Source organism: Rathayibacter sp. Leaf185 (assembly GCF_001423885.1).
Lineage (GTDB): Bacteria > Actinomycetota > Actinomycetes > Actinomycetales > Microbacteriaceae > Rathayibacter.
In genome coordinates this window covers 391,819-418,574 of the sequence record NZ_LMPP01000002.1, presented here as the reverse complement: position 1 = coordinate 418,574, position 26,756 = coordinate 391,819, and the positions used below count along the sequence as shown (strand labels likewise).

Sequence of the window (26,756 nt, the reverse complement as noted above, 5' to 3'; positions counted from 1 at the left end):
TAATCGCTAGCTTGTCTAACTAGCTATCTGAGTTGTACCCCGCGCACCGACCCGAAGCAAGTGCCAGCGCGGGGATATGCATAACTAGACGTTCTTGCTACGTGTCTGTCTAAACTGATCGGCATGGACGACGCCTCGACGAATCGATCCGGGGCCTTCTGGTACCCCGGAGCGACGAGCGAGCCCGGTGCGGTCGAGGTGCTGGCGTCGATGAGGGCCTTCCGGACCGCCGAGTCGGCGATGCGCCGCCGCACGCGCGGATCGATGGGCATGGGCGAGAACGACCTCATGGCCGTGCAGTTCCTGATGCGTCGACAGCAGTCGGGTCAGCACGTGAGCCCGAAGGACCTGGCCGCCTACCTCGGCATCTCCTCCGCCTCGACGACGGTGCTCATCGACCGCCTGGTCAAGAGCGGCCACGTAGAGCGCCAGCCGCATCCGAGCGACCGCCGCGCCATCCGCATCGTCGCGACTCCCACGTCGCACCGCGAGGTCCGCGAGACGCTCGACGAGATGCACCGCCGCATGCTCGAGGCCGCCGAACAGCTCACGGGGGCCGAGGCCGCCACCGTGATCCGATTCCTCGAGACCATGCGCGAGATCGTCGAGAAGCCGGCGCAGGCCGCGGGCGTCGACTCGGCCGACACCGCAGCGGACGACTCGGAGCTCGACCTCGTCGACCTCGAGTTCCAGCGCCGCCGAGCCTGACGTCGGTCGACTCCTGAGCGGCTCGATCCGTTCATCGCACCCGCGTGCAGTCGGCCACGGGACGTTCCGTCGATCTCCGACTCGAACTAACTAGCTTGACTAGTAGGAAGCCTGTCTAGCGATAGGGTGTTCCCGCACCCGCTACTCGTCTGATCGGAGAAGACCATGGGCAACATCCTGTACGGAACGCCTCCCGCCGCCATCGAGGTCGAGGATCGGGCGCTCGCCCACCTCCAGATCGTCATCATCAACAAGTTCCGCCGGGACGAGCGCTTCCTGCTCACCCTCGACGCCAGCCCGCAGTCGGGAACCGGCCGTCGCGGGGTGTGGATGCACCCCACCATCCCGATCCAGTTCGAGTTCAAGGGCAGCCGCCAGCCCACGATCAACCCGGAATGGGTCGAGGCCCTGATGGAGCGCGCGAACAGCGGAGCGGGACTGCGCATCGTCGCGGAGCCCGCTAGCACCGCCGTGCCGATGCGCCGGACCGAGACCGCGGCCTGACCTCAGGAGTCGGACCGCTCCCGATCGAGCGGCCGCCCCATCTGAAGCCCGTCTCCCGAGGGAGGCGGGCCTCTCCTCTTTCCAACGGTGAGCTCTGCATTCGAAGCAGCTCGCAAGTGCTTGACATTTTGCGCCACCCCCGATCTGTCCGCCCTACACTTCGAGGGCGACGCAAAGGACGTTTCGGCGGGCTCGTCCCCTCGAGTCGCACTCATGACCGACCGTCGAGCGCCGAGCCCCCTCACGCGTCCGGCGGTCGGACACGACGCCCACTCCCCGAAGCACCACCGTGAGGTCCGCCCTGTCAGGAGTCGGCGCGATGACCATCGAGATGTCCCGAGAACCGCAGACCACCACTCAGGGCGCCCTGGGCAGCGAGTCCGAGCACGACGTCGCTCCCGGCGACGTCTTCACGGCCGTCGTCTCCGACGGCTTCGAGCACTGGAGCGTCGTGGCCGTCCTCGGCATCCGCGTGCTCGCCGAGCGGATCGGAGGCGCCGAGCGCCGCAGCTTCACCCTCCGCTTCGTCCGGCACCGCCTGTGGCTCCTCGCTCAGGCCGCGCCGGACGAACGTCCCCTCGTCTGACCTCGGGCCTAGAGCGCGTGCTCGGCCCGCACCGGGCGTGGGACCCGCGCGAACAAGCGGTCGAACACGGTGCGGCGGTCGAACTGCAGGGCGTAGTCGCGGGCGGCGAGCGCACGGTGAGCCCTCTCCTCCGCTGACAGATCGAGGATCACGTGGTCGAGGAGAGCCGCGATCGTCGCGGGATCGTCGACGGGCGTGATGAAGGCGTGCTCGCCGATCGCCTCGCCGATGCCGCCGGTGAGGGTCGTGATGACGGGGCCGCCTCCGGCCAGCATCTTCTCGGCGAGGGCGATCCCGAAGGTCTCGACGAACTCGGGGCGCGGCTTCGACGGCAGCACGAACGCGGAGCAGCCTGCCATCAGGTAGGGCTTCTCGGCGTCGCCGACGTCATCGAGGAAGCGGATGCGGTGCGCGAGAGGTGACGCGGCCGCGAGACGGCGCAGCTCCGCCTCCTGAGGGCCGCGCCCCGCGATGACGAGCTCGTGGTCGGCGTGAACGCGGCTGCGCTCGAAGCCGCCGATGAGATCCTCGACGCCCTTCGCCTCGGTGAGGCGCGAGAGGAAGAGGACGTAGCCGTCGCTGCGCAGACCCCGCGCGCGGACGACCTCGTCGACGACGGCGGGATCGAGGTGCGTGTAGGCATCGGAGTCGATCGCCGGGTACGAGATCTCGATGCGGGCGCGGCACTGCTCGGCGAAGCGGGTGCCGTGCGCGGCGTCGATCCGCTCGGCCTCCTCGACGATGAGGTCGCGGGTGTACTCCGAGACGGCGACGCAGTGGTCCTGCGAGAGGTACGAGGCGAAGATGTGGGCGGCGGCGCCGAGGCGTCCCTCCTCCACCGCGCGGCGGACCACGTTGGTGACGTCGGACCCGACCGCCTCGGCGACCGTGGTGACGTCGACGGGGAGTCCCGTGCTCCAGGCGGCGCGGAGGGCGTCCGACACCGCGATGGTGTGGGGGCTGAGGTAGAGCGACAGGCAGACCGTGGGCACACCGTCGGTGAACAGCTCGACCAGGCGGCCGACCATGCCGGCGAGGAACCGGCCGTCGGGCACCTTGTAGTCGCCGACCGGCTCGGGGCGCTCGACGATGATGCCGTCGCTGTACGGCAGCACCGCGTCGAGCGGCTTGAGCGGGAGGCCCGCAGCCTGGAGGCGCTCGATCGGCCAGGTGACGATGCGCACCTCGTCGAAGCCGCGCTCGAGGGCGGTCTCGGCGAGGTTGCGGGCCTCGACCGAGTGTCCGCAGATCACCGGATCCGCGCGGACCACGATGACGAGTCGGTTCTGCACGGTCTGGTCGTGCGTGCTCTGGTCCATGGGTCTCCTTCGGGGCGATCGGGGTCAGGGGGGTGGTGGTCAGGTGGTCGGCGCAGGGGTGACAGCGCAGTGCGTCGGCGCAGCGGCGTCAGCGGAGCGGGAACGAGGGCGGCCGGTGGGCGACCGCGCTCCCCCAGCCGACGGGCTCGGCCCCGAGGTGCAGCGTCAGCTCGCCGCCGCGATGCAGGTCGGCGGCGCTGATGACACTCGCCTCGAGGGGCTCGCCGTTCAGCTCGGCCGACTGCACGTACTGGACCGGTCCGCCGGGCACGGGCTCGACGAATCCGGTGGTGCGGATCTCGAAGTCGCCACCGCCGACCGCGAGCGAGGCCCGCGCGAACGCCGGCGCGTTGACCAGCAGCAGGCCCTGGCCGGCGACCGGGAAGAGCCCGAGGCTCGCCCAGACGTACCAGGAGCTGAGTCCGCCGGAGTCGTCGTTGCCCGGCAGGCCGCCGCGACCCGTCGCGAAGCGCTGGTGCACGACCGCGTGCACGATCTCGGCCGTGCGATCGGGGCGGCCCGCGTAGTGGTACGCCCAGGGCGCCTCCATGTCGGGCTCGTTGTTCAGCCCCTCGAAGCGCCCGAGGGCCGCGCCCGCGAGCATCTCGGCGCGGTCGGGGCGCAGGCCCGGCTGCACGACCGCCTCGGCGCCGTAGCCGAAGAATTCGTCGAGCTGGGCGACGAACGCGTCGTCGCCTCCGCTCAGCGCGATGCGGCCGGCCATGTCGTGCAGCAGCCGGAACGAGTAGTTGTGCCGGGTGCCCTCGTAGTAGGTCGAGTCCTTGAGCAGCCCCGATCGCAGGTCGTAGGCGTTCACCCACTGCGCCGCCTTCTCCTCGAGCTGCTCGGCGAGCACGCGGTCGCCGACGTGCCGCGCGACGACCGCGGTGCACCAGTAGCCGTGCGCGAGATCGAGGGTGTGGCTGATCGGATGCGCCTCGCCCACGGCGAGGAACTCCTCGCCGTAGGTGCGCTTGAGGTCCTCGCTCATGTGCACGAGCGCCGCCTCCCAGTCGATGCCCGACAGCCCGAGGCGGCAGAGATCGGCGAGGAAGGTGTGCGCGAGGGCGCTGCCCTGGCGCGAGAAGCGGTCGCTGCCCTTGGCCATCCGGTAGCCGATCGGGAAGTTGCCCTCCTCCTCGCAGATGGTGAGCAGCGCCGCTCCGATCTCGATCGCGCGGTCGGGGACGAGCGCGGTGAGCAGCGGGAGCTGGGTGCGGTAGATGTCCCACATCGTGCTGATGTCGAAGACGAAGGGGCCCTCGCTGGGCCAGAAGGGGCTCTCGTCGGGCGCCAGGCAGGGCTTGATCAGCGAGTGGTAGAGCGCCGTGGCGAACACCGTCTCGCGCTCGGCAGACGGGGTGTCGACCGCGATCGAGCGCAGGCGCTTGCGCCAGGTCTTGCGGGTGCGATCGCGGCGCTGGTCGAAGCCGGTGCCGGCGGGCGGCACGTCGCGGTGCAGGTTCTCGCGGGCGCGATCGGTCCCGCGGAGCGAGAAGCCCATCCGCAGCTCGACGGTCTGCCCGGCCGCGCTCGGGCCGGCCCACATCAGCCCGAACGGGCGGAGCGTCGTCGGGCGGATGTGGTCGAAATCGAGCCGGGTGCCGCCGGGCATCAGCCGACGGTCGTACCAGAGCATCTGCCGCCAGCGCAGGGCGTCGCACTCGAGGTGGACGGCGAGGGGTGCCCCCTCCATCACGACCTCGCCCGCGGCGACACCCGGCGAGATCGAGTGCAGGTGCGAGCGGAGGGGCACGGTCGCGCCCGACGGGATCGCGAGGCCGCCCAGCGAGAGGTCGACGACGACGCGGGCGCTGCGGTGCTCGGGGAACGTGTAGCGGTGCACGACCGAGGAGGGTCCGACGGTGAGCTCGGCGCGGATGCCGGAGGAGAGGGTCGCGGCGTAGTAGCCCGGCTCGGCGACCTCGTCCTCGAGCTCCCAGCTGCGCCCGAGGTCGTCGAGCGGCTCGAGCATGGGCGTGACGCGGAGGTAGTTGTAGTACTTCCGGATCGCGCCGGTGCCCGATTGCTGGAAGTGCGTGAATCCGGAGGCGACGAGGCCGTCGTGGATCGTCGGCGGCACGCCCTCGAGTGCCAGGTCGTACCGGCCGTAGCCGGTCGGGTACGCGCCGGAGTAGGAGCACGCCGAGACCATCCCGAGCGGGAAGGTCGCCCCCGGATGCGTGTTGCCGATCTGCGGCTTGGGCGACCACCAGGTCGCCGCGAGCCCCGTCGGCTCCGGCAGGAGGGTCGCCTCGGTGCCGAGGAACGGGTCCACCCGCTCGATCACCTGGTGCTCACCGCCTCCGCCATGCCGTGACGTTAGGCAGCGCCGGGAGACGCGGGGTGGCGCCCGGGTGTCCGGCGGGCGTCGAGCGGGCGACCGGATGGGGGTGGCGGGTATTAGGGGATCAGGCGCTCCGCGCGGTAGCGGTCGAAGAGGGCCGTGAACGAGTCGACCGTGCGGTGGTGCACCGTGAAGCCGGCCAGGCGCGACTTGCTGATGTCGGTGACGACCTCGATGCGGCGGCCGAGATCGGCATCGGTGTGCCACCACGAGGCGACGCGCTCGAGGTCGGGCTCGACGAGGTCGTGCTCGCGGACGAGCCGCTGCCAGATCCGGCCGGCGTCGGCCATCTGCTGCTCGAGCGGCTGCGGCTCCTCCCCCGGGCCGACGGGCTCGACTCCGAAGTGCTCGGCGATCCGCGACCACATCCAGCGCCAGCGGAACACGTCGCCGTTGACCACGTTGAAGGCCTGATCGCGGCCCGCCTCGGACGTCGCCGCCCAGAGCATCTGCTCGGCGAGGACGCTCGAGTCGGTCATGTCGGTCAGGCCGTTCCACTGCGTGAGCGAACCGGGGAAGACGAAGGGGGTGCCCTGCGCGCGGTGGATCGACGCCGCGACGGCGAGTGTGAGCCCCATGTTCATCGCGTTGCCGACGGCGTGGCCGATCACGGTGTGCGAGCGGTGCACCGACCAGGTGAACGAGTCGCGCTCGGCGGCGGCGAAGAGCTCGTCCTCCTGCGCGTAGTAGAAGTTGGGGGCGTCGAGCCGCGCCTCCTCCTCGTGGAACGGGGTGTCGGGCATCGCGCCCTGCCCGTACGCCTCGAACGGGCCGAGGTAGTGCTTGAGCCCGGTGACCAGGGCGACGTGCTCGAGCGGTGCGTGCGAGAGCGCGGCGAGCAGATCGCGGACCATGCCGCCGTTGACGGCGATGTTCTCCTCCTCGGTCGCCTGGCGCGACCACGCGGTGAAGAAGACGTGCGTCGGCCGCTCGTCGGCGAGCACGCGGGCGAGGTCGTCGGCCGAGCGCAGGTCGGCCGAGAGCGGAGTGACGCCGGGCCGCTCGGCGATCGGTCTGCGCGAGAGGGCGGTGACGGGCCAGCCGCGCTCGGTGAGCAGATCGACGAGGGCGGAGCCTCCGATCCCGGTGGCGCCGACCACGAGGGCGCGGTGAGCGGAGGAGGGGGACTGGTCTGCTGCGGAAGTCATCCCTGAGGACAACCCCTCGAGGGCCGTGGCATTCCTCACCGGCCGGGGGTGGACAGGGAACGACGGCGCACGCCTAGGCTCGGAGAGGGGGCTCGGGATCGGCCGCGTCCCTGAACGAGGGGGCTCACCGTGGGACGGACGACGTCAGGACCGAGGCTGGGAGCGGCGGCGATTCTGCTCGCGCTGACGGGAGGCGCCCTGGCGGGATGCACCTCGGCGACGCCCACGCCCACCGCGGCCCCGACCACCGCGAGCGCCACTCCGACCGCATCGACTCCGCCCGCCGCGGACACTCCGCTGCCGACCGCCACGGCCGCTGCACTCACCGTGTGCGACCAGCTGCTGACCCCGGAGGAGGTCGCCTCTCTGACCGAGGACGGGCTCACGCTCGCCGCCGAGGCCACCGCGTTCGACTTCGACTACCCGATCGTGCAGGAGATCGCCGCCGACGGCGTCCTCTGCCGGTGGACCGGCCAGGGCGACGTCTCGGTCGTGGTCGGCCAGCTGGCCGTCGACGACGACGAGTGGGCCGAGCGCCGGACCGCGCTGCTCGCCGAGGGATTCGTCGCCGACGACGCGTCCGCCGCGGGATTCCTCAACGGCCCCGACGGCACGGACGACAGCTACCCGGGCCGCGGAGTCGTGCACGAGGACGACGTCCTCTACTACGTGAGCTACCCGGGGATCCTCGCGTCGATCGAGCCGCTCGCCGACTGACCGCACCGCGCGGTCGTCCACGAGCGAGCAGGGAGGCCTTCCGCAAGGGCCTGCTGACGGTGGCGGGGGACCTCGGAGGACGGGGTAGCGTCGATGGGTGCGTTCTCCGTGGAAGTCCCGTGACGAGGCGGAGCGACTCCCCCGCGAGGTGAAGGTGCTCGGGATCGTCGCGTTCTTCGTGATGCTCGGGTTCGGCGTGGTCGTGCCGGTGCTGCCCGTCTTCGTGCGGAGCTTCGGGGTCGGCTACGTCGAGGTGGGCGCGGTCGTGTCGGCGTTCGCGCTGATGCGGCTGGTCGCCACTCCGTTCGTCGGGCCGCTCGTCGATCGCCTCGGCGAGCGCGTGGTGCTCGCGACCGGCATCGGCATCGTCGCCGTGTCGAGCGCGCTGGTCGGCCTGGCGGGCGACTACGCGCACCTCCTCCTGCTGCGCGGCGCCGGAGGCGTGGGCTCGGCGATGTTCTCGGTCGCCGCGATGACCCTCCTCCTGCGCACGGCCGCTCCGGAGCGGCGCGGGCGCGCGATCGGCTTCTACCAGGGCGGGTTCCTGCTCGGCGGCATGGCGGGTCCGGCGATCGGAGGCGTGCTCAGCGCGATCTCGCTGACCGCTCCCTTCTTCTTCTACGCGGGCACCCTCGCCGTCGCCGGTCTGGTCGGCCTGGTGCTGCTGCGTCGGCCCGATCGGGAGGCGGCGGCAGCGGCTCCGGCGATCGTCAGGCCCCTGCGCGAGGTCGCCCGCGACCGGCGCTACCAGAGCGCCGTCCTCGCGAACTTCGCGCTCGGCTGGTCGGCGATGGGCGTGCGGGCGACCCTGGTGCCCGTGCTCGTCGTCGAGGGGCTCGGCGGCGACCCCGCCTGGACCGGCATCGCCTTCGCGATCGCGGCCGTGGTGCAGACCCTCGCGCTCGCCCCCGCCGGCCGCTTCGTCGACACGGTCGGCCGGCGGCCCGCGCTGATCGGAGGCTTCGCGGTCGCGGCCGTCGCGATGCTGGCGATGCCGCTGGTCGGCGAGCTGTGGCTGCTGGTCGTGCTGCTCTGCGCCTACGGAGCGGCGGCCGCCTTCATGGGCACCGCTCCCGGCGCGCTCGTGGGCGATGCGGCCGGCGAGCGCGGCGGCCGCCCGGTGTCGGTGTTCCAGGCCGCCTCCGACCTCGGCGGTGTGATCGGACCGCTGCTCGCGGGCCTGCTCGCCGACGCCGCCTCGCCGACCGCGGCGTTCGCCTCCGCCTTCGTTCTGCTCGGGCTCAGCTCGCTGGTCGGCCTGCGGATCCCGCGGCGCGCGCCGGCCTGACGCTCAGGTGTTGCGGCCCCGGGCGTCGACGGGCCAGGAGGCGACGCCTCCGTCGACGAGGAGCACGCGGTACTCGTCGGCGAGGTTCACCGCGGTGCAGACGTGGTTCGGGGCGATGCGGATCCGCGTGCCGAGCGGCAGATCGACACCCGTGATCGTCGCGTGGTGCTCCGACAGCACGGTGATGCGCGCCTCCGGGAACGCGGGCAGCCGCCCGAAGCCGGTGGAGGCGGCGCCGCGATCGGAGGAGAGCACCTTGCTCCCGGCGTCGGCGATGAGGTGGTCGCCGCGGCGCGAGACGATCGTCGAGAGAACGGTGACAGCGATCGACTCGACGCCCGTGGTGCCGATCTCCCACTGCTGAGCGTCGCCGAGCGCGGAGACACCGGGGCGCAGCTCGGTCAGGACCCCCGCATCGGCGAAGGCGGCGGAGGGGGTCGAGCCGCCGCTCACCACCCGCGCGCTCACCCCTGCGACGGCGAGGGAGTCGACGGCGGCGGCGAGCGCCCCGGCCTCGTCGCGAGCCGCAGCGGCGCGCTGGTCGAGGCCGTAGCTGTGGCCGGGGAAGGTGAAGACCCCCGCGACGTCGAGGCCCGCGGCGACGGCCGCGCCGGCGACGGCTCCGGCCTCGGCGGGCAGCACGCCGCTGCGGTGGTGACCCGAGTCGATCTCGACGACGACCTCGAGGGCCGAGCGCTCCTCCTCCGGGATCGCGGCGACGAGACGCGCGGCCGACTCGGCGGAGTCGACCCCCACCCGGATCCGGGCGACCGCGAGCACCCGTCGGAGGCGCGCGGCGCGCTCGGCGTCGAGCCAGAGCGGGTAGGCGATGAAGAGGTCGCGCACACCACCCGCTGCGAAGACCTCCGCCTCCGACACCGTCGCGACGGTGAGTCCGACGGCTCCAGCCGCGAGCTGCCTCCGGCCGATCTCGACCGACTTGTGCGTCTTGGCGTGCGGGCGCAGCGCCAGCCCGCGCTCGCGGGCCGAGGCCGCCGTCGCGGCGATGTTGCGGTCGAGAACCGCCTCGTCGAGCAGGAGCGCCGGGGTGGGCAGTGGCGAGAGAGCGTGGTCTGCAGTCACGGGGCGAGCCTAGGCGCGGCAGGAGGCGCGGTGACAGACAGGAGCGCCGCGGCGTCCTCGAGCCGGTCGCTCGATCGTCGCACTGCGCACGGCCCGACTCCGGCCGCAGAACGCACTCGGGCACGCCTCGGAGGTCGGGAGTCGCCTGAGTACCCCTAACGTGGGGTCCGAGAGCCCCGGAGGAAACCCGCATGCAGGAGCGCGACGCACGACAGCACCTCGCCGACGCCCACGCCCGGACGGCGACCTTCGGGCGCGGAATGCTGTCGGCGACGTACGCGATCCGCCACCTTCGCGGACTCGACCTCGTGTTCCTGCTCGACGGGGCGGGCCCCGACTTCCAGATCGGGATGGGCGCGGCCTCGGCCGACTTCGGATCGGTCCTGTCGGTCGGCGTCGATCGCCAGGGCGACCGGCTGCGCGCCTGGGCCACCCACACGGTCGACGGTCGGCGCAGGAGCGTGCCCGTGCGTGTCGTGCACCGCTCACCGTCGGTCATCGCCGTGGAGGCCAGCCCGCTGCCGCTGCAGGAGCGGCCCGCATCGCTGAAGTGCTGGTCGTTCGTGCGCGGCGGAGACGTCGAGCACTACTCCGACGTGATCGGCCTCGTGTCGCCGACGCTGGCCGATCTGCCGGCCGTCCCGCTCAAGACCCGGCCGCGCTAGCCGCAGTCGGGCCGGCCCGCGAGCGGCGCGATCGGCACACCCTCGACCACGCTCACGCGGCCGTCGAAGGCCGACCCCCGGACGACGCGGGCCTCGCCGAGCAGGGCCCGGAACCTTCGGGCCTGCTCCGAGACCACTGCCGCGAGACCCGCGTCGATGGCGCCCGGGACGCTCAGCGCGGCGAGGAGCCCGACGAGCGCCTCCTCCGTCACGGAGTCGTCATCGAGGACGTCGGCTCGGAGGGGGCGGGGCGGGCGCCGCTCGAGAACCTGAGCGGTCGTGATACTCCGTGAGCGCGACATCGGCCTTCCCCTGATCGATCGCCTACGACGTCGGCAACAGGGTCAGGGCCGCCGAGCGACACGTTAGACCAGAGGTTCGCCGAGGTCCAGACCTCGAGATCCCGCCGCCGATCGCCCCTCACGGCCGCGAACCCGCGAGCGTGCCGAGACCGCCCCGCGGGGGGGGGGCGTCGCGAGCGGGTAGAATTCTCGACAGCGTGCGCGCCGTGAGACCGCGGAGATACGTCATCGAGCGATGATCGAGGTTTCTCCCCATGCCAGCACCGCATCTTCGCTACCGTCTCTTCTCGTGATCGGCGAACTCACCGCGGCGCACGGCGACGGGCAGGACCGCGACCTCGGCTCTCTGCTGACGTCCTTCGTGACGCTGCTGCCGGTGGACGACGCTGCCGCCTCCGCTCTCGGACACCCGTTCGATGTCGAGACGCTCGTGGCGAGCAGCTCCCGGGCGGCGGACCTCGACGGCGCGCAGATCGATCTGGGCGAGGGTCCGGGCTGGAACGCCTACCGCAACCTCCGGCCCGTCAGCATGCAGGTGGACCACGATCGCGAGATCTGGCCCTTCTTCGCCGCGACGCTGACCCGGGTGGGCGTCTGCTCCGTGCTCGCCGTCCCCCTCCTCGTGGGCACGCTGAGCATCGGCGCCGTCTCGCTCTACAGCGACTCGGCCGAGCCTCTGGAGGCCGAGCAGCTGCGTCTCGCGACGAACCTCTCGACCCTGCTCGCCCGCTCCGTCGTCTCCCGCGCGCTCGATGAGGCCGACAGCGGAGTGGTCGTCCGCGACCCCGCGCTCTCGCGCCGCGAGGTGCACCAGGCGACCGGCATGGTGATCGCCCAGACGGGATCGACCCCGGACGAGGCGCTGCTCACCATCCGCGTCTACGCCTTCACCGCGGGACTGAGCGTGCGCGAGGTCGCCGCTCGGATCGTGGACAGACAACTCGACTTCTCGCCCGGCCACGGCGACGACCCCGAAAGAAGGATGGACCGATGACTGGTTCGGTGCGCGAGCAGCTGCTCCTCGAGACCCTGACGACCGTCGCCGACACTCTGGTCGACGACTTCGACGTCGTCGACTTCCTGCACGATCTGGTCGACCGGTGCGCGATGATCTTCGACGCCGTCGACGTGGGCATCGTCCTCGCCGACGGCCACGGCCAGCTGGTGGTGATGGCGTCGACGAGCGAGCGGATCCGCCTCATCGAGGTGCTGCAGCTCTCGACCGGCGACGGGCCGTGCGTCGAGTCGTACGAGCACGGGTCGGTCGTGACGGCCGGCTCGCTCGACGAGATCGTGAGGCGGTGGCCGGCGTTCGCCCACGGTGTGCGCGACTCCGGCTACCAGTCGGTGCACGCGGTGCCGCTGCGCCTGCGTCGCGAGACGATCGGATCGCTCAACTTCTTCCTAGACACGCCAGGGGCACTCGCGGAGTCGGACGTCCGCGCCGCGCAGACGATCGCCGATGTCGCGACCATCGGCCTCGTGCAGGAGCGCACCGTGCGCGAGGCGTCGCTCGCCCGCGACCAGCTGCAGCGCGCGCTCGACGCGCGAGTGCTGATCGAGCAGGCGAAGGGCGTCATCTCCCACAGCCTGAACGTCGACATGGAGGCGGCGTGGGTGATCCTGCGCCAGCGCGCCCGCTCGCGACAGGCCCGCGTCACCGACATCGCTCAGGGAGTGATCGACGGAGTCATCGTGCTCTGAGGCCGTCACGTGGCGATGTTCTCGACGTGCGGCTCGGGGACGCCCGCGTCGAGGCAGACCCGGTCGATCTGCGACTCGGCGATCGACTCGGCCTCGCCGTAGGGCACGTCCGACTCGATGCCGTCGAGCGCGTTCGCGACGTTCGTGAGCTGCCCGGCGAGGAACTCGTCGGCGTCGGGGATGATGTCGCGCAGATCGTCAGCCGGCTCGGCGGTGTCCGACCAGCTCTCGTCGGCGTCGTAGAACGCGAGGCAGGCGGCATCGTTCACGATCGTCGCGACGGTGATGGTGGGTGACGGTGTCGGCGCTGGCGGGTGGCCCTCGGGGGGCGAGCAGCCGCTCAGCGCCAGGAGCAGTGTGACGGCGAGCGTCGCGGAACGGTGGACACGGTCCCTGCCTCCTGTCAGCGGCGACCTGCGCCACCTCGAGTGAGAACTGCGTCAGGCACTGCCGGCCGGAGCGAGACCCGGGCGCGATCAGATGCCTGCTCACGGCGCGAGATGCCCTACTCCCCCGTGTGCGGGAAAACCAGGAGCGTCGACGTGGCCGTCGCGACCACGCGGTCCTGCGCGTCGACGAGGCGCGCCTCCGCGAAGGCGACGCGGCGCCCCGGCTTCACGACGGTGCCGATCGCGCGGAGCTCGCCACCGCCGGCGTGCACACCGCGCAGGTAGCTGACGGTGAGGTCGAGCGAGGTGTACCCGACTCCGGCGGGCAGCGTCGATTGCACGGCGCAGCCCGCCGCCGAGTCGAGGGCGGTGCAGGCGAAGCCGCCGTGCACGCGCCCGATCGGGTTGTAGTGCGACTCGTCGGGCTCGCAGGCGAACTCGACCCGCCCCTGCTCGACGCGCTCGAGCCGCATGTTCATCAGCGCCACGATCGGCGGCGGCGGGATGCTGCCGTCGAGCATCGCCCGGAGGTACTCCAGCCCGCTCATCGTCTGCGCGGCCGCTGCCCCGAGCATCGGGTCCTGCCACGTGACGGTCCGGATCCGCTGGGCGTCGTCATCGGTCATCGTGGCTCCTCGCCGTCGCGATCGCCCCCGAGCCCGGGGGTCCTCGCATTCTCGCGGAGGATCGCGCTCAGCGGACCGCCGACCGCGCCGACCCCGCAGCGACCGCACCGGGGCGCTTGCCGCGTGCTCGCCTCCGGACGAGAGTGGGGCGCATGACCGACGATCGCACCGGCCGCCTGCTCGCCGTGAACGGAGTAGAGCTCTGGGTCCGCGAGTTCGGAGCGTCCGGTGATCCGGGGGTCGTGCTGGTCCCGGGCGCCTCGTCCCCCTCCGACTGGTGGGACGTCGAGCTCTGCGAGGCGATCGCCGCCGGTGGCTACCGCGTGCTGCGCTACGACCTGCGCGACACCGGGCAGTCGACGACGCGTCCGCCCGGCGAGGCCGACTACACCGGTGACGACCTGGTCGACGACCTGGCCGGAGTGATCACCGGGGCGGGCCTCTCGCCCGCGCACGTGATCGGCATCTCCCTCGGAGGCGGACTCGCGCAGCAGCTCGCGATCGCGCGGCCCGAGCTGATCCGCTCGCTGACCCTGCTCTCGACGAGCCCCGGCGGTCCCGGCTCCGAGGGACTGCCCGAGATGTCGCCCGCACTGGCGGCCTCGTTCGAGCACGAGCAGCCGCCGACCGACTGGACCGACCGCGACGCCGTCTTCCGGCGGACTCTCGCCGACGAAGTGCTGTTCGGCGGCTCGATCCCCGTCGACGAGGCGCGGGTGCGGCGGATCAGCGACACCGCCTTCGACCGCTCGATCGACCTCTCTGCCGGATCGAACCACTGGGCGATCCCGTCGGCGAGCGGCACCCGCGAGGAGCTCGGGAGGATCACCGCGCCCACGCTCGTCGTCCACGGGACCGAGGATCCGCTGTTCCCCCTCGGGCACGGTGAGGCCCTGGCCCGAGAGATCACGGGTGCGCGCCTCCTGCCCGTCGCCGGGCTCGGTCACCAGTTCCCCCCGCCCGAGACCTGGTCGCTGCTCGTGCCAGCGCTGCTCGAGCACCTCCGGGCGGCGGACGGGCGGAACTGAGGACGACCGGAAGCGATCAGGCCGGCGCTATCCGCTCGATGACCGCCGTGAGGCGCGACTGCAGCTCGAGCAGCTCGTCGAGGTCGACGCCGAGCGCGTCGACGACCTGCGGAGGCACCTGCTCGGCCCGGAGCCGCAGCTCCCGCCCCGCCGTGGTCAGGCGGACGGCGAGCAGCCGCTCATCGCGGGGATCGCGGGCACGGGTCGCGAGGCCGGCCGCCTCCAGCCGCTTGATCAGCGGCGAGAGGGTCGCGGGCTCGAGGCGGAGCACCTCGGCGATGTCCGAGAGCGAGCGCGGCTCCCGCTCCCAGAGCGCGAGCATGACGAGGTACTGCGGGTGCGTCAGCCCGAGCGGCTCGAGGATCGGCTTGTAGGCGCCGATCACCGTGCGGGAGGCGACGGCCAGCGCGAAGCAGAGCTGGCGGTCGAGGGCGAGTGGATCCACGGCCGGAGGAGAGGTCGTCACGATTACTTAGTATACTAAGGGTTATGACACGAAGGACGCCGAACCCGATGAACCCGTTCGACGGGAAGCCCGGCTTCTACAACAAGTTCAACCGGATCATCTACAGCTTCACCGGCCCCGCGCACATCGGCACCGGCTCCCCGGAGGCGCCGTTCGTGCCGACCGCCGACCCGCGCTGCCCACTCTGCGGCAAGCCGATGGACCTGCACGACATCGACCGCTCCGGCGAGCGCACACAGCTGCACTGCCCGGCCTGAAGGAGGACGATGGCGGCACAGCCCCCGTCCCTCAGGAGATGACATGTCCCTCGTCCGCGTGCACAACTTCTCGGTCTCCCTCGACGGCTACGGCGCCGGTGAGGGGCAGAGCCTCGACTCCCCCTTCGGCCACGCCGGCCACCGGCTCGTCGAGTGGGCCGTCGGGACGCGGACCTTCCGCGAGATGGGCATGCCCGGCGAGACTCCGGGCTCCGTCGGCGTCGACGACGCTCTCGCCTCCGGCTGGAGGCACGGGATCGGCGCCGAGATCATGGGCCGCAACAAGTTCGGACCCCAGCGCGGCCCGTGGGAGGACGAGGACTGGCGCGGCTGGTGGGGCGAGGACCCCGTCTTCCACACGCCCGTCGTCGTCCTGACCCACCACCCGCGCCCGATGCTCCGGATGGAGGGCGGGACGAGCTTCCACTTCGTCGACGCCGAGCCCGCCGCTGCCCTCGAGCAGGCGAGAGCCCTCGCAGACGGGCGCGACATCCGGATCGGAGGCGGTGTCGCCACCGTGCGGCAGTTCCTCGAGGCCGATCTGATCGACCACCTCCACCTCGTCCTCGTCCCGATCGTCCTCGGCCGCGGCGAGCGCCTCTGGGACGGACTCGAGGGCCTCGAGGAGCGCTTCTCGATCGAGGCGACGCCCTCGCCGAGCGGAGTCGTGCACCTGGTGCTCACACGGCGCTGAACGGTGTCGTCGGTCGGGCGTAGCCTCCGCCCATGAGACTCCGACAGATCGTGCTCGACACCGAGGACACGCGTGCCCTCTCCGCTTTCTACTGCTCACTGGTGGGCGGGCGGTACCGCCCGGGCGACGAGCCACCGGCCGACGGCTCGGACGACTCCGCCGAGTGGGTCGCGATCCGCACCCCGGAGGGCGACCGCCTCGCCTTCCAGAGGGTGGCCGACCTCCCCGCGGTGACCTGGCCCGAGGGTCCGGTGCGCCAGCAGCTGCACCTCGACTTCATGGTGCGCGACGCCGCCGAGCTCGAGCGGAAGCGGGAACTCGCCGTGTCGCTGGGAGCCGTCGTGATCGACGACCAGAGTGGCGACCCCGCCGAGGCCCTGTATGTGCTCGCCGACCCCTCCGGTCATCCGTTCTGCATCTTCGTGGGGTCCGACATCGATGAGGACCCGCTCGACTGGAACTAGGGCCGTCTGCACCCCCTGTTTTGGGGTGCCCAGCGGTGCATCCGTCTCGCCGGCGCCTCCGAATCATGCGTACACATATTCCTGACCACCGGAGTCCGCATGCTCACGACCGCGCCACCCGCCCTCCTGTCCGCCCAGATCGTCCCCGCGCCGACCGCACCCGCTCCTTCCCTGGGCTCGGCGGTGGTCGCGCTCGCTCCGGCGCTGGTCGCCGCCACCCGGAGGACACTCCGCCCGCCCGTCCCGGCGCTCGACCCGGACTCCGATCGCGTCCTCGTCATCCGGGCCGCCTCCGGCGACGGCGAGGCGTTCGCCGTGATCGTGCGGCGCTACACGGGACTGCTGCAGGCCACCGCACGCCGTACCCTCGGCGGGTCACACGCCGACGTCGACGACGTGGTGCAGGACACCTTCCTCGCCGCCTGGAGCCACGCTGACAGCGTGATCGATGGCGACACCATCGCCGGCTGGCTCGTCACCACCGTCCGCCGCAAGAGCTACGACCGCCTGCGCTCGAGTGCCCTGCGCACCCGCGCCGAGCTCGATGACGAACTGCCGGCCTCGCCGCACGACGCCCCGGACGCCCTGGCCGGCCGAGCCTCCCTCGCCGCCGACGCCCGCCGCGTCCTGGCCGCGATGCCGACACTGCAGCGCCGTTGCTGGGAACTGCGCCTCGACGGCGTCAGCTACCTCGACATCGGCCGCGAGCTCGGCCTGCCGCTGACGACCGTGCGCGGCATGCTCGCGCGGGCCCGGGCCACACTGGCGAACGAACTGGCGCACTGGCGCTGACGACGCTCCTCCACAGGGCGATCGCTCCGGTGAGTCGTCGATCGGAACGGATCCCGCGGTTCCGGCGCCGGCTCCGACCGTTTGACTCTCTGCATGGCAGCGACAGAACAGGCAAGGGCGGCGCTCGACGAAGCCCGCAGACACGGGGACCGTGCGGGTGAGCTCGCGCGCGCCGCCGCGCCGATCCTCCTCGCCTCCGCGGAGCAGCTGTACGCGGGGTACCGCACCGCGATCGCCTCTCCGGAGTCGTTCGCGAAGGGGACGTCGGCCGGCGAGTCGAAGGAGCTGGCCGAGCGGTCGATCCGCGCGGAGTTCGCGGTCGCGATGGGCGTCTCCGAACGGGTGGCGTCGAACGAGCTCGAGCAGGCGCGACTGCTGGTCGACGATCTGCCACGGACCCGGGCCGCCCTCGCCGGCGCGCTCCTCCGGTGGGAGGCGGGTCGGGTGATCTGCGCGGCTGCGGCGACCCTGCCCGTCGAGTCCCGCGCCGAATTCGACGAAGGCGCTGCGGCGCTGGCCGTCTCGCTGACGCCGGGCCAGCTGCGTCGCGCTGTCGCGCAGCTGAGAGAGGAGCTGCACGAGCAGCCCCTCTCCGAGAGGCACGAACTCGCGCGTCAGGAGCGCTCGGTGTGGGTGTCGGCCGGGATCGACGGGATGGCCACACTCTGCGCGCTGCTGCCGGCGCCGGTCGCAGTCGGAGCACTCCACCGCCTCGACAGGATGGCCCGCACCCTGCGCGCTGCCGCGGAGGAGTCGGGCGACGCGCGGACGCTCGCGCAGCTGCGCGCCGACGCACTGGCCGATCTGGTCTGCAAGGGCGACATCGCCGGAACCACTCCGCTCGAGAGTGACGGCCCGGTGTCGACCTTCGTGCCGGGTATCCGCGCCGAGATCCGAGTCACGCTCCCCGCCACCACGGCCGTCGGTCTCGACGACCATGGCGGCCATCTCGACGGCTACGGACCGATCCCGGCCGATATCGCCCGAGAGCTCGTCGGCGTGGGCGCGACCTTCACGCGGGTGCTGACCGACCCGGCAACGGGGATGATCGCCTCCGTCGGACGCACCCTCCGTGTCCCGCCGCCGCAGATGCGACTGGCCCTGCAGTTGCGTGACCAGACCTGCCGTTTCCCGGGCTGCACCCGCCCTGCCGCCACCAGCGAGGCCGACCACAGCGTCGAGTGGCGGAACGGCGGCGACACCGCGCTCCACAACCTCGTCTCGCTCTGCACGGGGCACCACCACGTCCGGCACGGCGATCGCTGGAACTACACCCTCCTCCCCGACGGCACCGCCGAGTGGACCACGCCCACCGGGCGGCGGGTCACGACCCGGCCACCGGTACTGCCCGGGGGCCCGCCACCTGCGCTCTCCCCCGGGACTGCATCCGTGCTCTTCGCCGACTCGCCGCCACCATCCGCCGAGCCGCCGCCGTCCTGACGCGCCGCAGTAGAGGGCGAGATCCTCCCCCGCTCGTAGACTCGGCGCGATCGAACCGGAGGTGCGCCGTGCGCGAGCTGACCTACTTCGTCGCGACCAGTCTCGACGGACTCATCGCCGCGCCCGACGGCGACTGGAGCGCGTTCCCGGCCGAAGGCGACCACTTCGCGGCGATCCTCGCCGACTACAGCGACACGCTCCCGGTCCACGCCCAGCAGGCACTCGGAGTCGCGGCCGACGGCTCCCGCTTCGACACCGTGATCATGGGGTGGCGCACCTACACGCCCGCGCTCGACGCCGGTATCGACAGCCCGTATCCGCACCTGCGGCAGATCGTCGCGACCCGGGGCGGCCGCGAGGTTCCGGAAGCTGTCGAGACCACCGCGGACCCGGTCGCCACGATCCGCGAGCTGCGCGCAGCGGACGGCGGCGGTCTCTGGCTCGCCGGCGGCGGTGCGCTCGCTGGCGCCCTGATCGACGAGATCGACACGCTGATCCTCAAGGTGAACCCGGTCGTGCTCGGCGACGGAGTCCCGCTCTTCGGGGGCGCGGCCTACGCGGCCCGCCGGTTCGACCGCGCCGAGTCGCGGCAGTTCGAGTCCGGAGTCAGCATCGTCACCCACCGCCGAGTGCCCTGACGCAGCGATCGCGTGATCGCAGCCCGGCCCGGCCGCCCATTAGGGTGAGCATCAGACCGGCCCGCCGCCGGTCCCCGTGCCCAGCGGAAGGCCGAGCACCATGCAGAAGACCGACACCGTCGGCGCCGTCGTCGCCGTGATGCGCACCGAGGGGGCGATCTACGGCACGGTCCTCGCGATCACGCTCATCGCCGTCGGCTGGGACAAGGACACCGACCTCGAGGTGCTCCTCTTCCTCCTCGGGTCGGTGACGGTGTTCTGGGTCGCGCACGTCTACGCGGGGACCATCGCGCGCCTGCCGACCACCGAGCCCACCGCACGCACCGTGGTCGCAGCGATCGGCGACACCGTGCGGCACTCGATCGGCATGATCGCCGCGATGATCGTGCCCGCCCTGTTCCTCGCGCTCGGACCGCTCGAGCTCGTCGAGGAGTACACGGCCTACTACCTCGCGCTCGGCTCGGGCGTCGTGATCCTCGCCGTGCTCGGCTACGTGATGTCCGCGCGACGCGGCAGCTCGCTCGGGCGGCGCCTCCTGAGCACGCTGACCACCACGCTGCTCGGCTTCGTCGTCGTGTGGCTGAGCACGCTCGTGCACTGAGCACGCTCGTGCACTGAGCCCCGATCACTGCAAGGCTGACGGCATGACATCGCAGTCCAGCCTCCGTCCCTTCGGCCCGTCCGGCGCCTCCGTCACCCGTCTCACCCTCGGCACCTCGTGGAGGCCCGAGCGCGTCCGCGACCTCGACCGGGTTCCGGCCCTCGAGCGGGTGCTCGAGACGACGGGAGATCGCGCCGTCTCGGTGATCGACACCTCGAACGAGTACGCCCTCGGGCACAGCGAGCGCCTGATCGGCGAGGCGCTGCGGGCACGTGGCGGAGTTCCGGAGGGGATCACCGTGGTCACCAAGCTCGATCGGGACCCCGAGACCGGCAGCTTCTCGGCCGAGCGGATGCGGCGCAGCCTCGACGAGAGCCGCGAGCGCCTCGGGATGGACGTGCTGCCCCTCCTGTACCTGCACGACCCCGAGCGCATCTCGTACGAGGAGGCATTCGCCGACGACGGCCCCGTGAAGGCGCTGGTCGCCATGAAGGAGGCGGGGGTCGCACTGTCCATCGGCATCTCGGGCGGTCCGGCGCCGATGCTGCTGCACTACATCGACACCGGGTTGTTCGACGCGGTGATCACTCACAACCGGTTCACCCTCGTCGATCGCTCCTCGGAGGAGTTGCTGGACGCCTCCGTCGACCGCGGCGTCATCGTGGTCAACGCGGCGGTGTACGGCGGAGGTGCGCTCGCCCGCTGGCCCGAGCCGGTGCGCAGCTACGCCTACCAGACGGCGCCCGCCGAGATCGTGGAGGCGGTCGCGGCGATGGGGGCCGCCTGCGAGCGCGCCGGAGTGCCGCTCGCCGCGGCGGCGCTGCAGTTCTCGACGCGGGACCCGCGGGTGACGACGACGGTGGTCGGCGCGACGACGGCCGAGCACGTCGACGCCTTCGTCGCCGACGACGCCCTCGACATCCCCGATGCGCTGTTCGACGAGCTCGACGAGCTCGCGCCGTCGAGCGACGTCTGGCAGGACGCGCCCGGGTCGACCTGGCCACGCTGAGGCGGGCACGGAGCCGATCGGGCATAGCCGGGCGCTGTTCCCGGTTACTCCTCTCCATGACTGACGACGCTCCCGGGCCGGCCCTCTTCCGGCCGCTCACCCTCCGCTCCCGCACCGCCCGAAATCGACTGTGGGCGGCGCCGATGTGCCAGTACTCGGTCGAGGCGCAGGACGGCGCACCCACCTCCTGGCATCTCGTGCACCTCGGCTCGATCGCCCGTGGCGGTGTGGGGGTGGTGATCGCGGAGGCGACGGCCGTCGTGCCTGAGGGGCGCATCAGCCCCTGGGACACCGGCCTGTGGAACGACGCCCAGCGCGACGCGTGGGCGCCGATCGTCGACTTCGTGCACTCGCAGGGTGCGCTCGCCGGGGTTCAGCTGGCGCACGCCGGCCGCAAGGCGTCGACCTATCGGGAGTGGAGCGGCCGTGGCACCGTGCCCGCCGCGGAGGGCGGCTGGGACACGGTCGCGCCTTCGGCGGTCGCGTTCGACGGCTACGCGGCTCCGCGGGCGCTCGACGTCGAGGAGCTGCCGGCGCTCGTCGCGGCGTTCCGCGACTCCGCCCGCCGCGCGGTCGAGGCGGGCTTCGACGTGATCGAGTTGCACGCCGCCCACGGCTACCTGCTGCATCAGTTCCTGTCGCCGCTGTCGAACCGGCGCGGCGACTCCTACGGCGGGTCGCTCGAGAACCGGGCGCGCCTCCTGCTCGAGGTCGTGCGGGCGGTGCGCGCCGAGATCGGCGAGCTCCCCCTGCTGGTGCGCTTCTCGGCCACCGACTGGGCCGAGGGCGGCTGGACGCTCGAGGAGACGATCCGCGTGTCCGAGTGGGCGCGCGACGCCGGAGTCGACCTGTTCGACGTGTCGACGGGCGGCCTGGTCGGCGGCACCGACATCCCCGTCGCGCCGCTCTACCAGGTGCCGTTCGCTCGCGAGCTGCGGCGGGCGACCGGCGCCCCGGTCGGCGCAGTGGGTCTGATCACGACGGCGGAGCAGGCCGAGGGCGTGATCGCGGCGGGCGATGCCGACGTGGTGCTGATGGCGCGGGAGCTGCTCCGCGACCCGCACGCCGCGACGCGCATGGCACACGAGCTGGGCGCAGCGATCGCGCCTCCGCAGTACGCCCGCGCCTGGCGCTGAGCCGGCGCTACGGCGAACGACGAAGGGCCCGGCGGATCAGTCCGCCGGGCCCTTCGTGGATGTCACTTCTCGTCGTCCTCGTGGGGCGCGTCCTCTTCGGGATTGAAGTGGGAGTCGCCCGACACGGTCAGGGCGATGCCGTCCTCGGAATCCGGGATCGTGCCCTCGGTGCCCAGGCCGTCCGCTTCCTTGTTGTCGCTCATGTCTCAGGCCTTGACGTCGCCGCGCCAGGCGCCGTCCGGCGAGCCCTTGGACTCGATGTACTCCTTGAAGTTCTGGAGGTCCTTCTTGACGGCGTGGCTGCCTGCGCCGACGAGGGAGCCGAGCGTCTCGAGGAAGCCCTTGGGCTCCCAGTCGAGCTGCACGGTGACGCGGGTCTCGGCCTCGGCGAGCTTGTGGAAGGTGACGACTCCGGCGTGGTCGGTCTCGCCGCCGGTGCTGTTCCAGGCGACGCGCTCGTCGGGGTGCTGCTCGGTGATGTTGGCCTCGAACTCGCGCTCGACGGGGCCGACCTTCACCTTCCAGACGGTCAGGGTGTCGGTGACCTGCTGGATCGACTCGACCTCGTCGAGGAACTTCGGGAACTCCTCGAACTGGGTCCACTGGTTGTACGCGACGGACACGGGGACGTTGACGTCGACGGTCTCGATGATCTGCGGCACGGTGGTGCTCCTTGCTGTCTTCGATGGCGGCGATCCGCAGCTGCGGTCGTCTTCCTCGACGGTATTCGGGAGCCGCCTGGGAGTGCACCGGGTTGCGGGCTCTCCCAAACGTGGTAAACGGCGCTGCTAGTCGTCCGTGCCGGTGTAGCGGTACGCCGAGAACGCGGGCGCGCCCGTCGCGGCGTAGAGGCCGAGCACGCGGCCGGTGAACGAGGTCGCGGTCTCGGAGGTGAGGTAGCGGCCGTCGACGCGGGCGAGTGTTCGCGAGACTCCGCCCGCCTCGGCGCGCAGCACGACGAAGTCGCTGGTCATCTGGCCGGGTCCGAAGCCGATGCCGCCGTCGCGCTCAGATTCGAGCACCAGCGTCACCGGTCCTTCGGGCAGCTCGGCGGTCCACTCCTGCTCGAAGGAGGGGATCACCGCGCGGGCGGTCACCCGCGTCCCCGAGCCGGTCGACTCGGCCTCGATCGCGTAGAACGAGTCCTCGTCGTAGCGCACAGCCAGCCCGCCGGTGCCTCCGCTCACATCGACCACGACCGACGCCTGCATCGTCTGCGTGAGCTGCCGGCGGCCCACGAACGTCGGCTGGGGGTGCCGGAGCGTCCGCCCCTCCCCCGCGATCACGAGCGCGCCATCCTTGATCGTCGAGATCGCGGAGGGCAGGCGGCGCACGCCGATCCAGCCGGAGTCGAGCGGCCCCGAGAAATCGACGTCGTCGCGGAGCGGTCCGCGGGGTGCGAGCTCCACGGGCTCGGCCACGGGCCAGCCGTCGACCCAGTCGACGCGGGTCACGAACGTCTCGCGCCCGAGCGCCGAGAACGAGCGGGTCGCCCCGCGCGGGCGCACGCCGAGCACGACCAGCAGCGTGGAGCCGTCGGGTCCCTCGACGAGGTCGCCGTGCCCGGTGTTCTGGACGGGCCGCGTCGTGCCGCGCGCGGTGAGGAACGGGTTCGTCGGAGCCGTCTCGAACGGGCCGATCGGCGCGTCGCCGCGAGCGATCGAGACTCCGTGGCCGCGCTCGGTACCGCCCTCGGCGATGAGCAGGTACCAGGTGGACCCGCGCTGGTACAGGTGGGGCGCCTCCGGGAAGCCGCCGCCCGTGCCCGACCACAGCGAGCGCGGCTCCTCGAGGATCGCGCCGCTGGAGAGATCGACGCGCACCTGCTGGATCCCGAGGTGCTGCCCGGCGTCGGGCCCGTCGAGGATCAGACCCGAGTAGGTGACGTACGCGGTGCCGTCCTCGTCCCAGGCGAGGTCGGGGTCGATGCCCTGGAGGCCCGCCCCGTTCTCGGAGCGCAGGACGAGACCGTCGCTCCAGGGCCCAGCGGGGTCCTCCGCCGTGAACACCACGCCACCACGCCCTGCGGGGACGACCACGATCACGTGGAAGAGCCCGTCGCGGTAGCGGATGGTCGGCGCCCAGACTCCGAGTCCCGTCGGCACCTCGTCGACGGCGATCTGCTCGGCGCGCGTCGCGATGTTGCCGATCCGCTCCCAGGTCTCGAAATCGGTGCTGCGGTAGACGGGCAGGCCCGGCAGGTACTCGAAGCTCGAGGTGACGAGGTGGTAGACGCCGTCGACGAGCACGACGCTCGGGTCGGGGTTGAACCCGGGGATCAGCGGGTTCGGGAACGGCGCCCCGACAGGACCCGCCACCGTGGCGCTCATGCCAGCAGCTCGAGTTCGGTCGTCAGCGGGACGTCCTCGAGCGAGGTGCCGACCCGCACGGTGAAGGCGCCGGCCTCGTACTCCCAGCCGTCGTTCCAGGTGGCGAGGAGGCGCGTCGGCACGGTCACCGCGATCTGCGCGGTCGCTCCGGCCTCGAGGATCGCGCTGTCGAAGCCGACCAACCAGCGCACGGGGCGCTCGACGGCGGAGTCGCGGCGCTCGGCGTAGGCCTGCAGCACGACCTTGCCCGCGCGCTCGCCGGTGTTGACGACGTCGACGAGGAGGACCGCGTCCTCGCCCGCCGTCGCGGGGGCGGGTGTCGCCACCGCGAGCAGCTCGAACGACGTGTAGCCGAGGCCGTGACCGAAGCCGTAGGCGGGCTCGACCTCACTGCGCAGCCAGGCGCGGTAGCCGATGTGGATGCCCTCGTCGTAGTGCAGCTCGCCGTCGGTGGGCAGCGTCGAGAGCACGGGGACGTCCTCGATCGCGGCAGGCCAGGTGGTGGGCAGGCGTCCGCCGGGCTCGACGCGGCCGAGGAGGATGTCGGCGACGGCGTCGCCCATCTCCTGCCCGCCGAAGTAGCCGACGAGCACGGCCGCGACCTCGTCGCGCCACGGCAGCAGGACGGGGGCTCCGGCGTTGACGACGACGACGGTGCGCGGGTTGACGGCGGCGACGGCGCGCACGAGCGCGTCCTGCTGGCCGGGAAGGTCGAGCGAGCTGCGGTCGTAGCCCTCCGACTCGACGGCGGAGTTGGTGCCGACGACCACGAGAGCGACGTCGGCGTCGCGGGCGAGCGCTACCGCCTCCGCGATGAGCTCGTCGGCCGGGGTGTCGTCGGGCTCGAGGCCGTAGGTGAAGCCGAGCGCGCCGTCGAGGTCGCCCTCGGCGTGCACGATGTCGTACTCGATGCGGATGTCGACCGGCGTGCCCTCGGTGACGGTGAGCGGAGCCGAGACCGACGGCGGCGCGAGGAGCGAGGCGCCGAGGTCGTTGCCGACCGGCGAGAGGGTCTCCTCGAGGAACAGCTCGCCGTCGACGAAGACGCGGGCGGTGCCGGCGACCGCGAAGCCGAGGCGCACGGTGGCGTCGGCCGCGGGCGTCAGGATCGTCGAGAACTCGACGCGGGCCGACGCGGCGATGGGCGCCGTTCCGCCGAACCAGACGAGGGAGGTGGCGCGGCGATCCTCGACGAAGAGCTCGGCGCCGGAGGAGTCGAGGAAGCGCACGCGCTGCCCCGGCTCGCCGGTGACCGGGTTGGTGATCGTCTCGAGGACGAGCGGGGCGACTCCGTCCTGCACGACCGCGCCGAGAGCGTAGTCGACCCGGGCGTGAGGCAGCGCCGCGCGGACGCCGTCGAGCGGAGTGACGACCTTCTCGGGGAGGACCGTGGCGGATCCGCCGCCCTGGGTGCGGGCCTCGCGGGCGTTGTGGCCGATCACGGCGACGGAGGAGAGCGACGAGGCGTCCCACGGCAGCTCGCCGGTGTTGCGCAGCAGGACGCTGCCGGCCGCGGCGGCCTCGCGGGCGAAGGCACGGCCGTCCTCGACGAGCACGGGCTCGGCGACGGCGGGCTCGAAGCCCTCCAGGGCGCCGACCCGCGCGGCGAGGCGGAGGATGCGGCGGACCTTGCGGTCGATGACCGACTCCTCGATCTCTCCGGCGCGGACGGCGGCGACCAGCGCCGCGCCCCACGGGCCGTCGGGGCCGGGCATGACGAGGTCCTGCGCGGCACGGGCGCTGTCGACCGAGCGCACGGCGGTCCAGTCGCTGATGACGACTCCGTCGAAGCCCCACTCGCTGTTCAGCGGAGTCTCGAGCAGGTCGTTCTCGGTCGCGGTCACGCCGTTGATCGAGTTGTACGAGCTCATCACGAGCCAGGCGCGGGTCTCGACGATCGCGCGCTCGAAGGCGAGCAGGTAGAGCTCGCGCAGGGCGCGGTCGCCGACGCGCACGTCGACGGTGAAGCGGTCGGTCTCGGAGTCGTTGGCGATGTAGTGCTTCGGGGTCGCGCCGACGCCGTTCTCCTGCACACCGCTCACGTAGGCGGCAGCGAGGTCGGCGGTGAGCACCGGGTCCTCGCTGAAGCCCTCGAAGTGGCGGCCGCCGAGCGGCGAGCGGTGCAGGTTGATGGTCGGGCCGAGCACGACGTCGACGTCCTTGCGGCGGGCCTCGACGGCGGCGGCGGCTCCGTAGCGCTTCGCGATCGAGCGGTCCCAGGAGGAGGAGAGCGCGGTCGCCGAGGGCAGGTTGAGCGAGGGCGAGCGCTCGTCCCAGACCTCGCCGCGCACCCCGGAGGGGCCGTCGGAGACGAGCATGCGGCGCAGTCCGATCTTCTCGATCGGCCAGGTGGTCCAGAAGTCGCGGCCGGTGAGCAGCTGCACCTTCTCCTCGAGGTCGAGGCGGCCGAGGAGCTCGGTGAGCAGGGCATCGGCGTCGGGTCCCTCAGCCGGGATGCGGGGAGCGGTGGAGGTGTCGGTCACAGTGACTCTCTCTCTAGGAGCGACGGCATCGT

The 26,756-nt window shown here is 72.1% G+C and carries 30 protein-coding genes; 18 read left to right on the top strand and 12 right to left on the bottom strand.

Annotated elements, in window-relative coordinates:
• Window positions 1–123 precede the first annotated feature (123 nt).
• From ASG06_RS09285 to ASG06_RS09275, 3 genes are all read left to right on the top strand, one after another.
• On the top strand, window positions 124–708 hold the full coding sequence (locus tag ASG06_RS09285) for a MarR family winged helix-turn-helix transcriptional regulator (RefSeq protein WP_082499096.1): 585 nt from the start codon (window positions 124–126) through the stop codon (window positions 706–708).
• A 165-nt stretch (window positions 709–873) separates the two neighbouring features.
• A complete protein-coding gene (locus ASG06_RS09280; RefSeq protein WP_056041347.1) occupies window positions 874–1,212 on the top strand; it encodes a DUF7882 family protein in 339 nt (112 codons plus the stop codon).
• 319 nt (window positions 1,213–1,531) lie between these two features.
• Window positions 1,532–1,798, top strand: coding sequence for a hypothetical protein (locus ASG06_RS09275; RefSeq protein ID WP_056041345.1), 267 nt, complete (start codon window positions 1,532–1,534; stop codon window positions 1,796–1,798).
• An 8-nt stretch (window positions 1,799–1,806) separates the two neighbouring features.
• On the opposite strand, the gene ASG06_RS09270 is transcribed toward ASG06_RS09275, so the two are convergent.
• The 3 genes from ASG06_RS09270 to ASG06_RS09260 form a co-directional block, all read right to left on the bottom strand.
• The gene (locus tag ASG06_RS09270; RefSeq protein WP_056041343.1) at window positions 1,807–3,117 is read right to left on the bottom strand and encodes a glycosyltransferase family 4 protein; all 1,311 of its coding nucleotides are present in this window, start codon (window positions 3,115–3,117) and stop codon (window positions 1,807–1,809) included.
• A gap of 88 nt (window positions 3,118–3,205) precedes the next feature.
• Window positions 3,206–5,407, bottom strand: a complete 2,202-nt coding sequence (locus ASG06_RS09265; RefSeq protein WP_082499095.1) for a glycoside hydrolase domain-containing protein — start codon at window positions 5,405–5,407, stop codon at window positions 3,206–3,208.
• Window positions 5,408–5,520: 113 nt separating this feature from the next.
• Window positions 5,521–6,612 (bottom strand): SDR family oxidoreductase, encoded by a 1,092-nt coding sequence (locus ASG06_RS09260; RefSeq protein WP_056041341.1) that lies wholly within the window; start codon window positions 6,610–6,612, stop codon window positions 5,521–5,523.
• A 129-nt stretch (window positions 6,613–6,741) separates the two neighbouring features.
• Between ASG06_RS09260 and ASG06_RS09255 the strand changes: the two genes are divergently transcribed.
• Together ASG06_RS09255 and ASG06_RS09250 are read left to right on the top strand one after the other, a co-directional pair.
• Window positions 6,742–7,329 carry a hypothetical protein gene (locus tag ASG06_RS09255; protein ID WP_056041337.1) on the top strand — a complete coding sequence of 196 codons (588 nt, stop codon included), beginning with the start codon at window positions 6,742–6,744 and terminating at the stop codon, window positions 7,327–7,329.
• 97 nt (window positions 7,330–7,426) lie between these two features.
• A complete protein-coding gene (locus ASG06_RS09250) occupies window positions 7,427–8,617 on the top strand; it encodes an MFS transporter (RefSeq protein ID WP_056041334.1) in 1,191 nt (396 codons plus the stop codon).
• Between the two features lie 3 nt (window positions 8,618–8,620).
• On the opposite strand, the gene ASG06_RS09245 is transcribed toward ASG06_RS09250, so the two are convergent.
• Window positions 8,621–9,700, bottom strand: coding sequence for an alanine racemase (locus ASG06_RS09245; RefSeq protein WP_056041331.1), 1,080 nt, complete (start codon window positions 9,698–9,700; stop codon window positions 8,621–8,623).
• A gap of 191 nt (window positions 9,701–9,891) precedes the next feature.
• Here ASG06_RS09245 and ASG06_RS09240 point away from each other — a divergent pair, with 191 nt between their 5' ends.
• Complete coding sequence (locus ASG06_RS09240) at window positions 9,892–10,365, top strand: hypothetical protein (protein ID WP_056041328.1); 474 nt, start codon at window positions 9,892–9,894, stop codon at window positions 10,363–10,365.
• On the opposite strand, the gene ASG06_RS09235 is transcribed toward ASG06_RS09240, so the two are convergent.
• Window positions 10,362–10,667 (bottom strand): hypothetical protein, encoded by a 306-nt coding sequence (locus ASG06_RS09235; protein WP_056041326.1) that lies wholly within the window; start codon window positions 10,665–10,667, stop codon window positions 10,362–10,364. The genes ASG06_RS09240 and ASG06_RS09235 overlap by 4 nt on opposite strands.
• A gap of 289 nt (window positions 10,668–10,956) precedes the next feature.
• On the opposite strand from ASG06_RS09235, the gene ASG06_RS09230 reads away from it, so the two are divergent.
• Together ASG06_RS09230 and ASG06_RS09225 are read left to right on the top strand one after the other, a co-directional pair.
• Window positions 10,957–11,661 (top strand): GAF and ANTAR domain-containing protein, encoded by a 705-nt coding sequence (locus tag ASG06_RS09230; RefSeq protein WP_056041324.1) that lies wholly within the window; start codon window positions 10,957–10,959, stop codon window positions 11,659–11,661.
• On the top strand, window positions 11,658–12,371 hold the full coding sequence (locus ASG06_RS09225) for a GAF and ANTAR domain-containing protein (protein ID WP_056041323.1): 714 nt from the start codon (window positions 11,658–11,660) through the stop codon (window positions 12,369–12,371). Before ASG06_RS09230 ends, ASG06_RS09225 begins: the two co-directional genes overlap by 4 nt.
• 5 nt (window positions 12,372–12,376) lie before the next feature.
• Here ASG06_RS09225 and ASG06_RS09220 read toward each other — a convergent pair whose 3' ends face one another.
• On the bottom strand, window positions 12,377–12,640 hold the full coding sequence (locus ASG06_RS09220; protein WP_056041321.1) for a hypothetical protein: 264 nt from the start codon (window positions 12,638–12,640) through the stop codon (window positions 12,377–12,379).
• Window positions 12,641–12,876: 236 nt separating this feature from the next.
• Window positions 12,877–13,386: a PaaI family thioesterase gene (locus tag ASG06_RS09215; RefSeq protein WP_056041319.1), complete on the bottom strand. Its 510-nt coding sequence runs from the start codon at window positions 13,384–13,386 to the stop codon at window positions 12,877–12,879.
• 152 nt (window positions 13,387–13,538) lie between these two features.
• On the opposite strand from ASG06_RS09215, the gene ASG06_RS09210 reads away from it, so the two are divergent.
• The gene (locus ASG06_RS09210; RefSeq protein WP_056041317.1) at window positions 13,539–14,414 is read left to right on the top strand and encodes an alpha/beta fold hydrolase; all 876 of its coding nucleotides are present in this window, start codon (window positions 13,539–13,541) and stop codon (window positions 14,412–14,414) included.
• A 16-nt stretch (window positions 14,415–14,430) separates the two neighbouring features.
• On the opposite strand, the gene ASG06_RS09205 is transcribed toward ASG06_RS09210, so the two are convergent.
• Entirely contained in the window at window positions 14,431–14,880 is a 450-nt protein-coding gene (locus ASG06_RS09205) for a MarR family winged helix-turn-helix transcriptional regulator (protein WP_056041315.1), read from the bottom strand.
• A gap of 23 nt (window positions 14,881–14,903) precedes the next feature.
• Between ASG06_RS09205 and ASG06_RS09200 the strand changes: the two genes are divergently transcribed.
• The 9 genes from ASG06_RS09200 to ASG06_RS09160 all read left to right on the top strand — a co-directional run bounded on the left by ASG06_RS09200 (window position 14,904) and on the right by ASG06_RS09160 (window position 21,911).
• Window positions 14,904–15,137 (top strand): hypothetical protein, encoded by a 234-nt coding sequence (locus ASG06_RS09200; protein WP_056041313.1) that lies wholly within the window; start codon window positions 14,904–14,906, stop codon window positions 15,135–15,137.
• A 43-nt stretch (window positions 15,138–15,180) separates the two neighbouring features.
• The gene (locus ASG06_RS09195) at window positions 15,181–15,831 is read left to right on the top strand and encodes a dihydrofolate reductase family protein (RefSeq protein WP_056041311.1); all 651 of its coding nucleotides are present in this window, start codon (window positions 15,181–15,183) and stop codon (window positions 15,829–15,831) included.
• Window positions 15,832–15,863: 32 nt separating this feature from the next.
• The gene (locus ASG06_RS09190) at window positions 15,864–16,295 is read left to right on the top strand and encodes a VOC family protein (protein ID WP_056041309.1); all 432 of its coding nucleotides are present in this window, start codon (window positions 15,864–15,866) and stop codon (window positions 16,293–16,295) included.
• Between the two features lie 99 nt (window positions 16,296–16,394).
• The gene (locus ASG06_RS09185) at window positions 16,395–17,087 is read left to right on the top strand and encodes an RNA polymerase sigma factor (protein ID WP_056041307.1); all 693 of its coding nucleotides are present in this window, start codon (window positions 16,395–16,397) and stop codon (window positions 17,085–17,087) included.
• A 93-nt stretch (window positions 17,088–17,180) separates the two neighbouring features.
• Complete coding sequence (locus ASG06_RS09180) at window positions 17,181–18,527, top strand: HNH endonuclease signature motif containing protein (RefSeq protein ID WP_056041306.1); 1,347 nt, start codon at window positions 17,181–17,183, stop codon at window positions 18,525–18,527.
• 68 nt (window positions 18,528–18,595) lie between these two features.
• Window positions 18,596–19,165 carry a dihydrofolate reductase family protein gene (locus ASG06_RS09175; RefSeq protein ID WP_056041304.1) on the top strand — a complete coding sequence of 190 codons (570 nt, stop codon included), beginning with the start codon at window positions 18,596–18,598 and terminating at the stop codon, window positions 19,163–19,165.
• 100 nt (window positions 19,166–19,265) lie between these two features.
• On the top strand, window positions 19,266–19,766 hold the full coding sequence (locus ASG06_RS09170) for a hypothetical protein (protein ID WP_056041301.1): 501 nt from the start codon (window positions 19,266–19,268) through the stop codon (window positions 19,764–19,766).
• A gap of 43 nt (window positions 19,767–19,809) precedes the next feature.
• Window positions 19,810–20,775, top strand: a complete 966-nt coding sequence (locus ASG06_RS09165) for an aldo/keto reductase (protein ID WP_056041300.1) — start codon at window positions 19,810–19,812, stop codon at window positions 20,773–20,775.
• Between the two features lie 56 nt (window positions 20,776–20,831).
• Window positions 20,832–21,911 (top strand): NADH:flavin oxidoreductase/NADH oxidase, encoded by a 1,080-nt coding sequence (locus tag ASG06_RS09160; protein WP_056041298.1) that lies wholly within the window; start codon window positions 20,832–20,834, stop codon window positions 21,909–21,911.
• A 62-nt stretch (window positions 21,912–21,973) separates the two neighbouring features.
• On the opposite strand, the gene ASG06_RS20230 is transcribed toward ASG06_RS09160, so the two are convergent.
• The 4 genes from ASG06_RS20230 to ASG06_RS09145 all read right to left on the bottom strand — a co-directional run bounded on the left by ASG06_RS20230 (window position 21,974) and on the right by ASG06_RS09145 (window position 26,724).
• The gene (locus tag ASG06_RS20230) at window positions 21,974–22,114 is read right to left on the bottom strand and encodes a hypothetical protein (protein WP_197409399.1); all 141 of its coding nucleotides are present in this window, start codon (window positions 22,112–22,114) and stop codon (window positions 21,974–21,976) included.
• A 3-nt stretch (window positions 22,115–22,117) separates the two neighbouring features.
• Window positions 22,118–22,573, bottom strand: a complete 456-nt coding sequence (locus tag ASG06_RS09155; protein ID WP_056041296.1) for an SRPBCC family protein — start codon at window positions 22,571–22,573, stop codon at window positions 22,118–22,120.
• A 126-nt stretch (window positions 22,574–22,699) separates the two neighbouring features.
• The gene (locus tag ASG06_RS09150) at window positions 22,700–24,241 is read right to left on the bottom strand and encodes a glycoside hydrolase family 43 protein (RefSeq protein ID WP_056041294.1); all 1,542 of its coding nucleotides are present in this window, start codon (window positions 24,239–24,241) and stop codon (window positions 22,700–22,702) included.
• Window positions 24,238–26,724: a glycoside hydrolase family 3 C-terminal domain-containing protein gene (locus tag ASG06_RS09145; protein WP_082499092.1), complete on the bottom strand. Its 2,487-nt coding sequence runs from the start codon at window positions 26,722–26,724 to the stop codon at window positions 24,238–24,240. Before ASG06_RS09145 ends, ASG06_RS09150 begins: the two co-directional genes overlap by 4 nt.
• Between the last annotated feature and the right edge of the window lie 32 nt (window positions 26,725–26,756).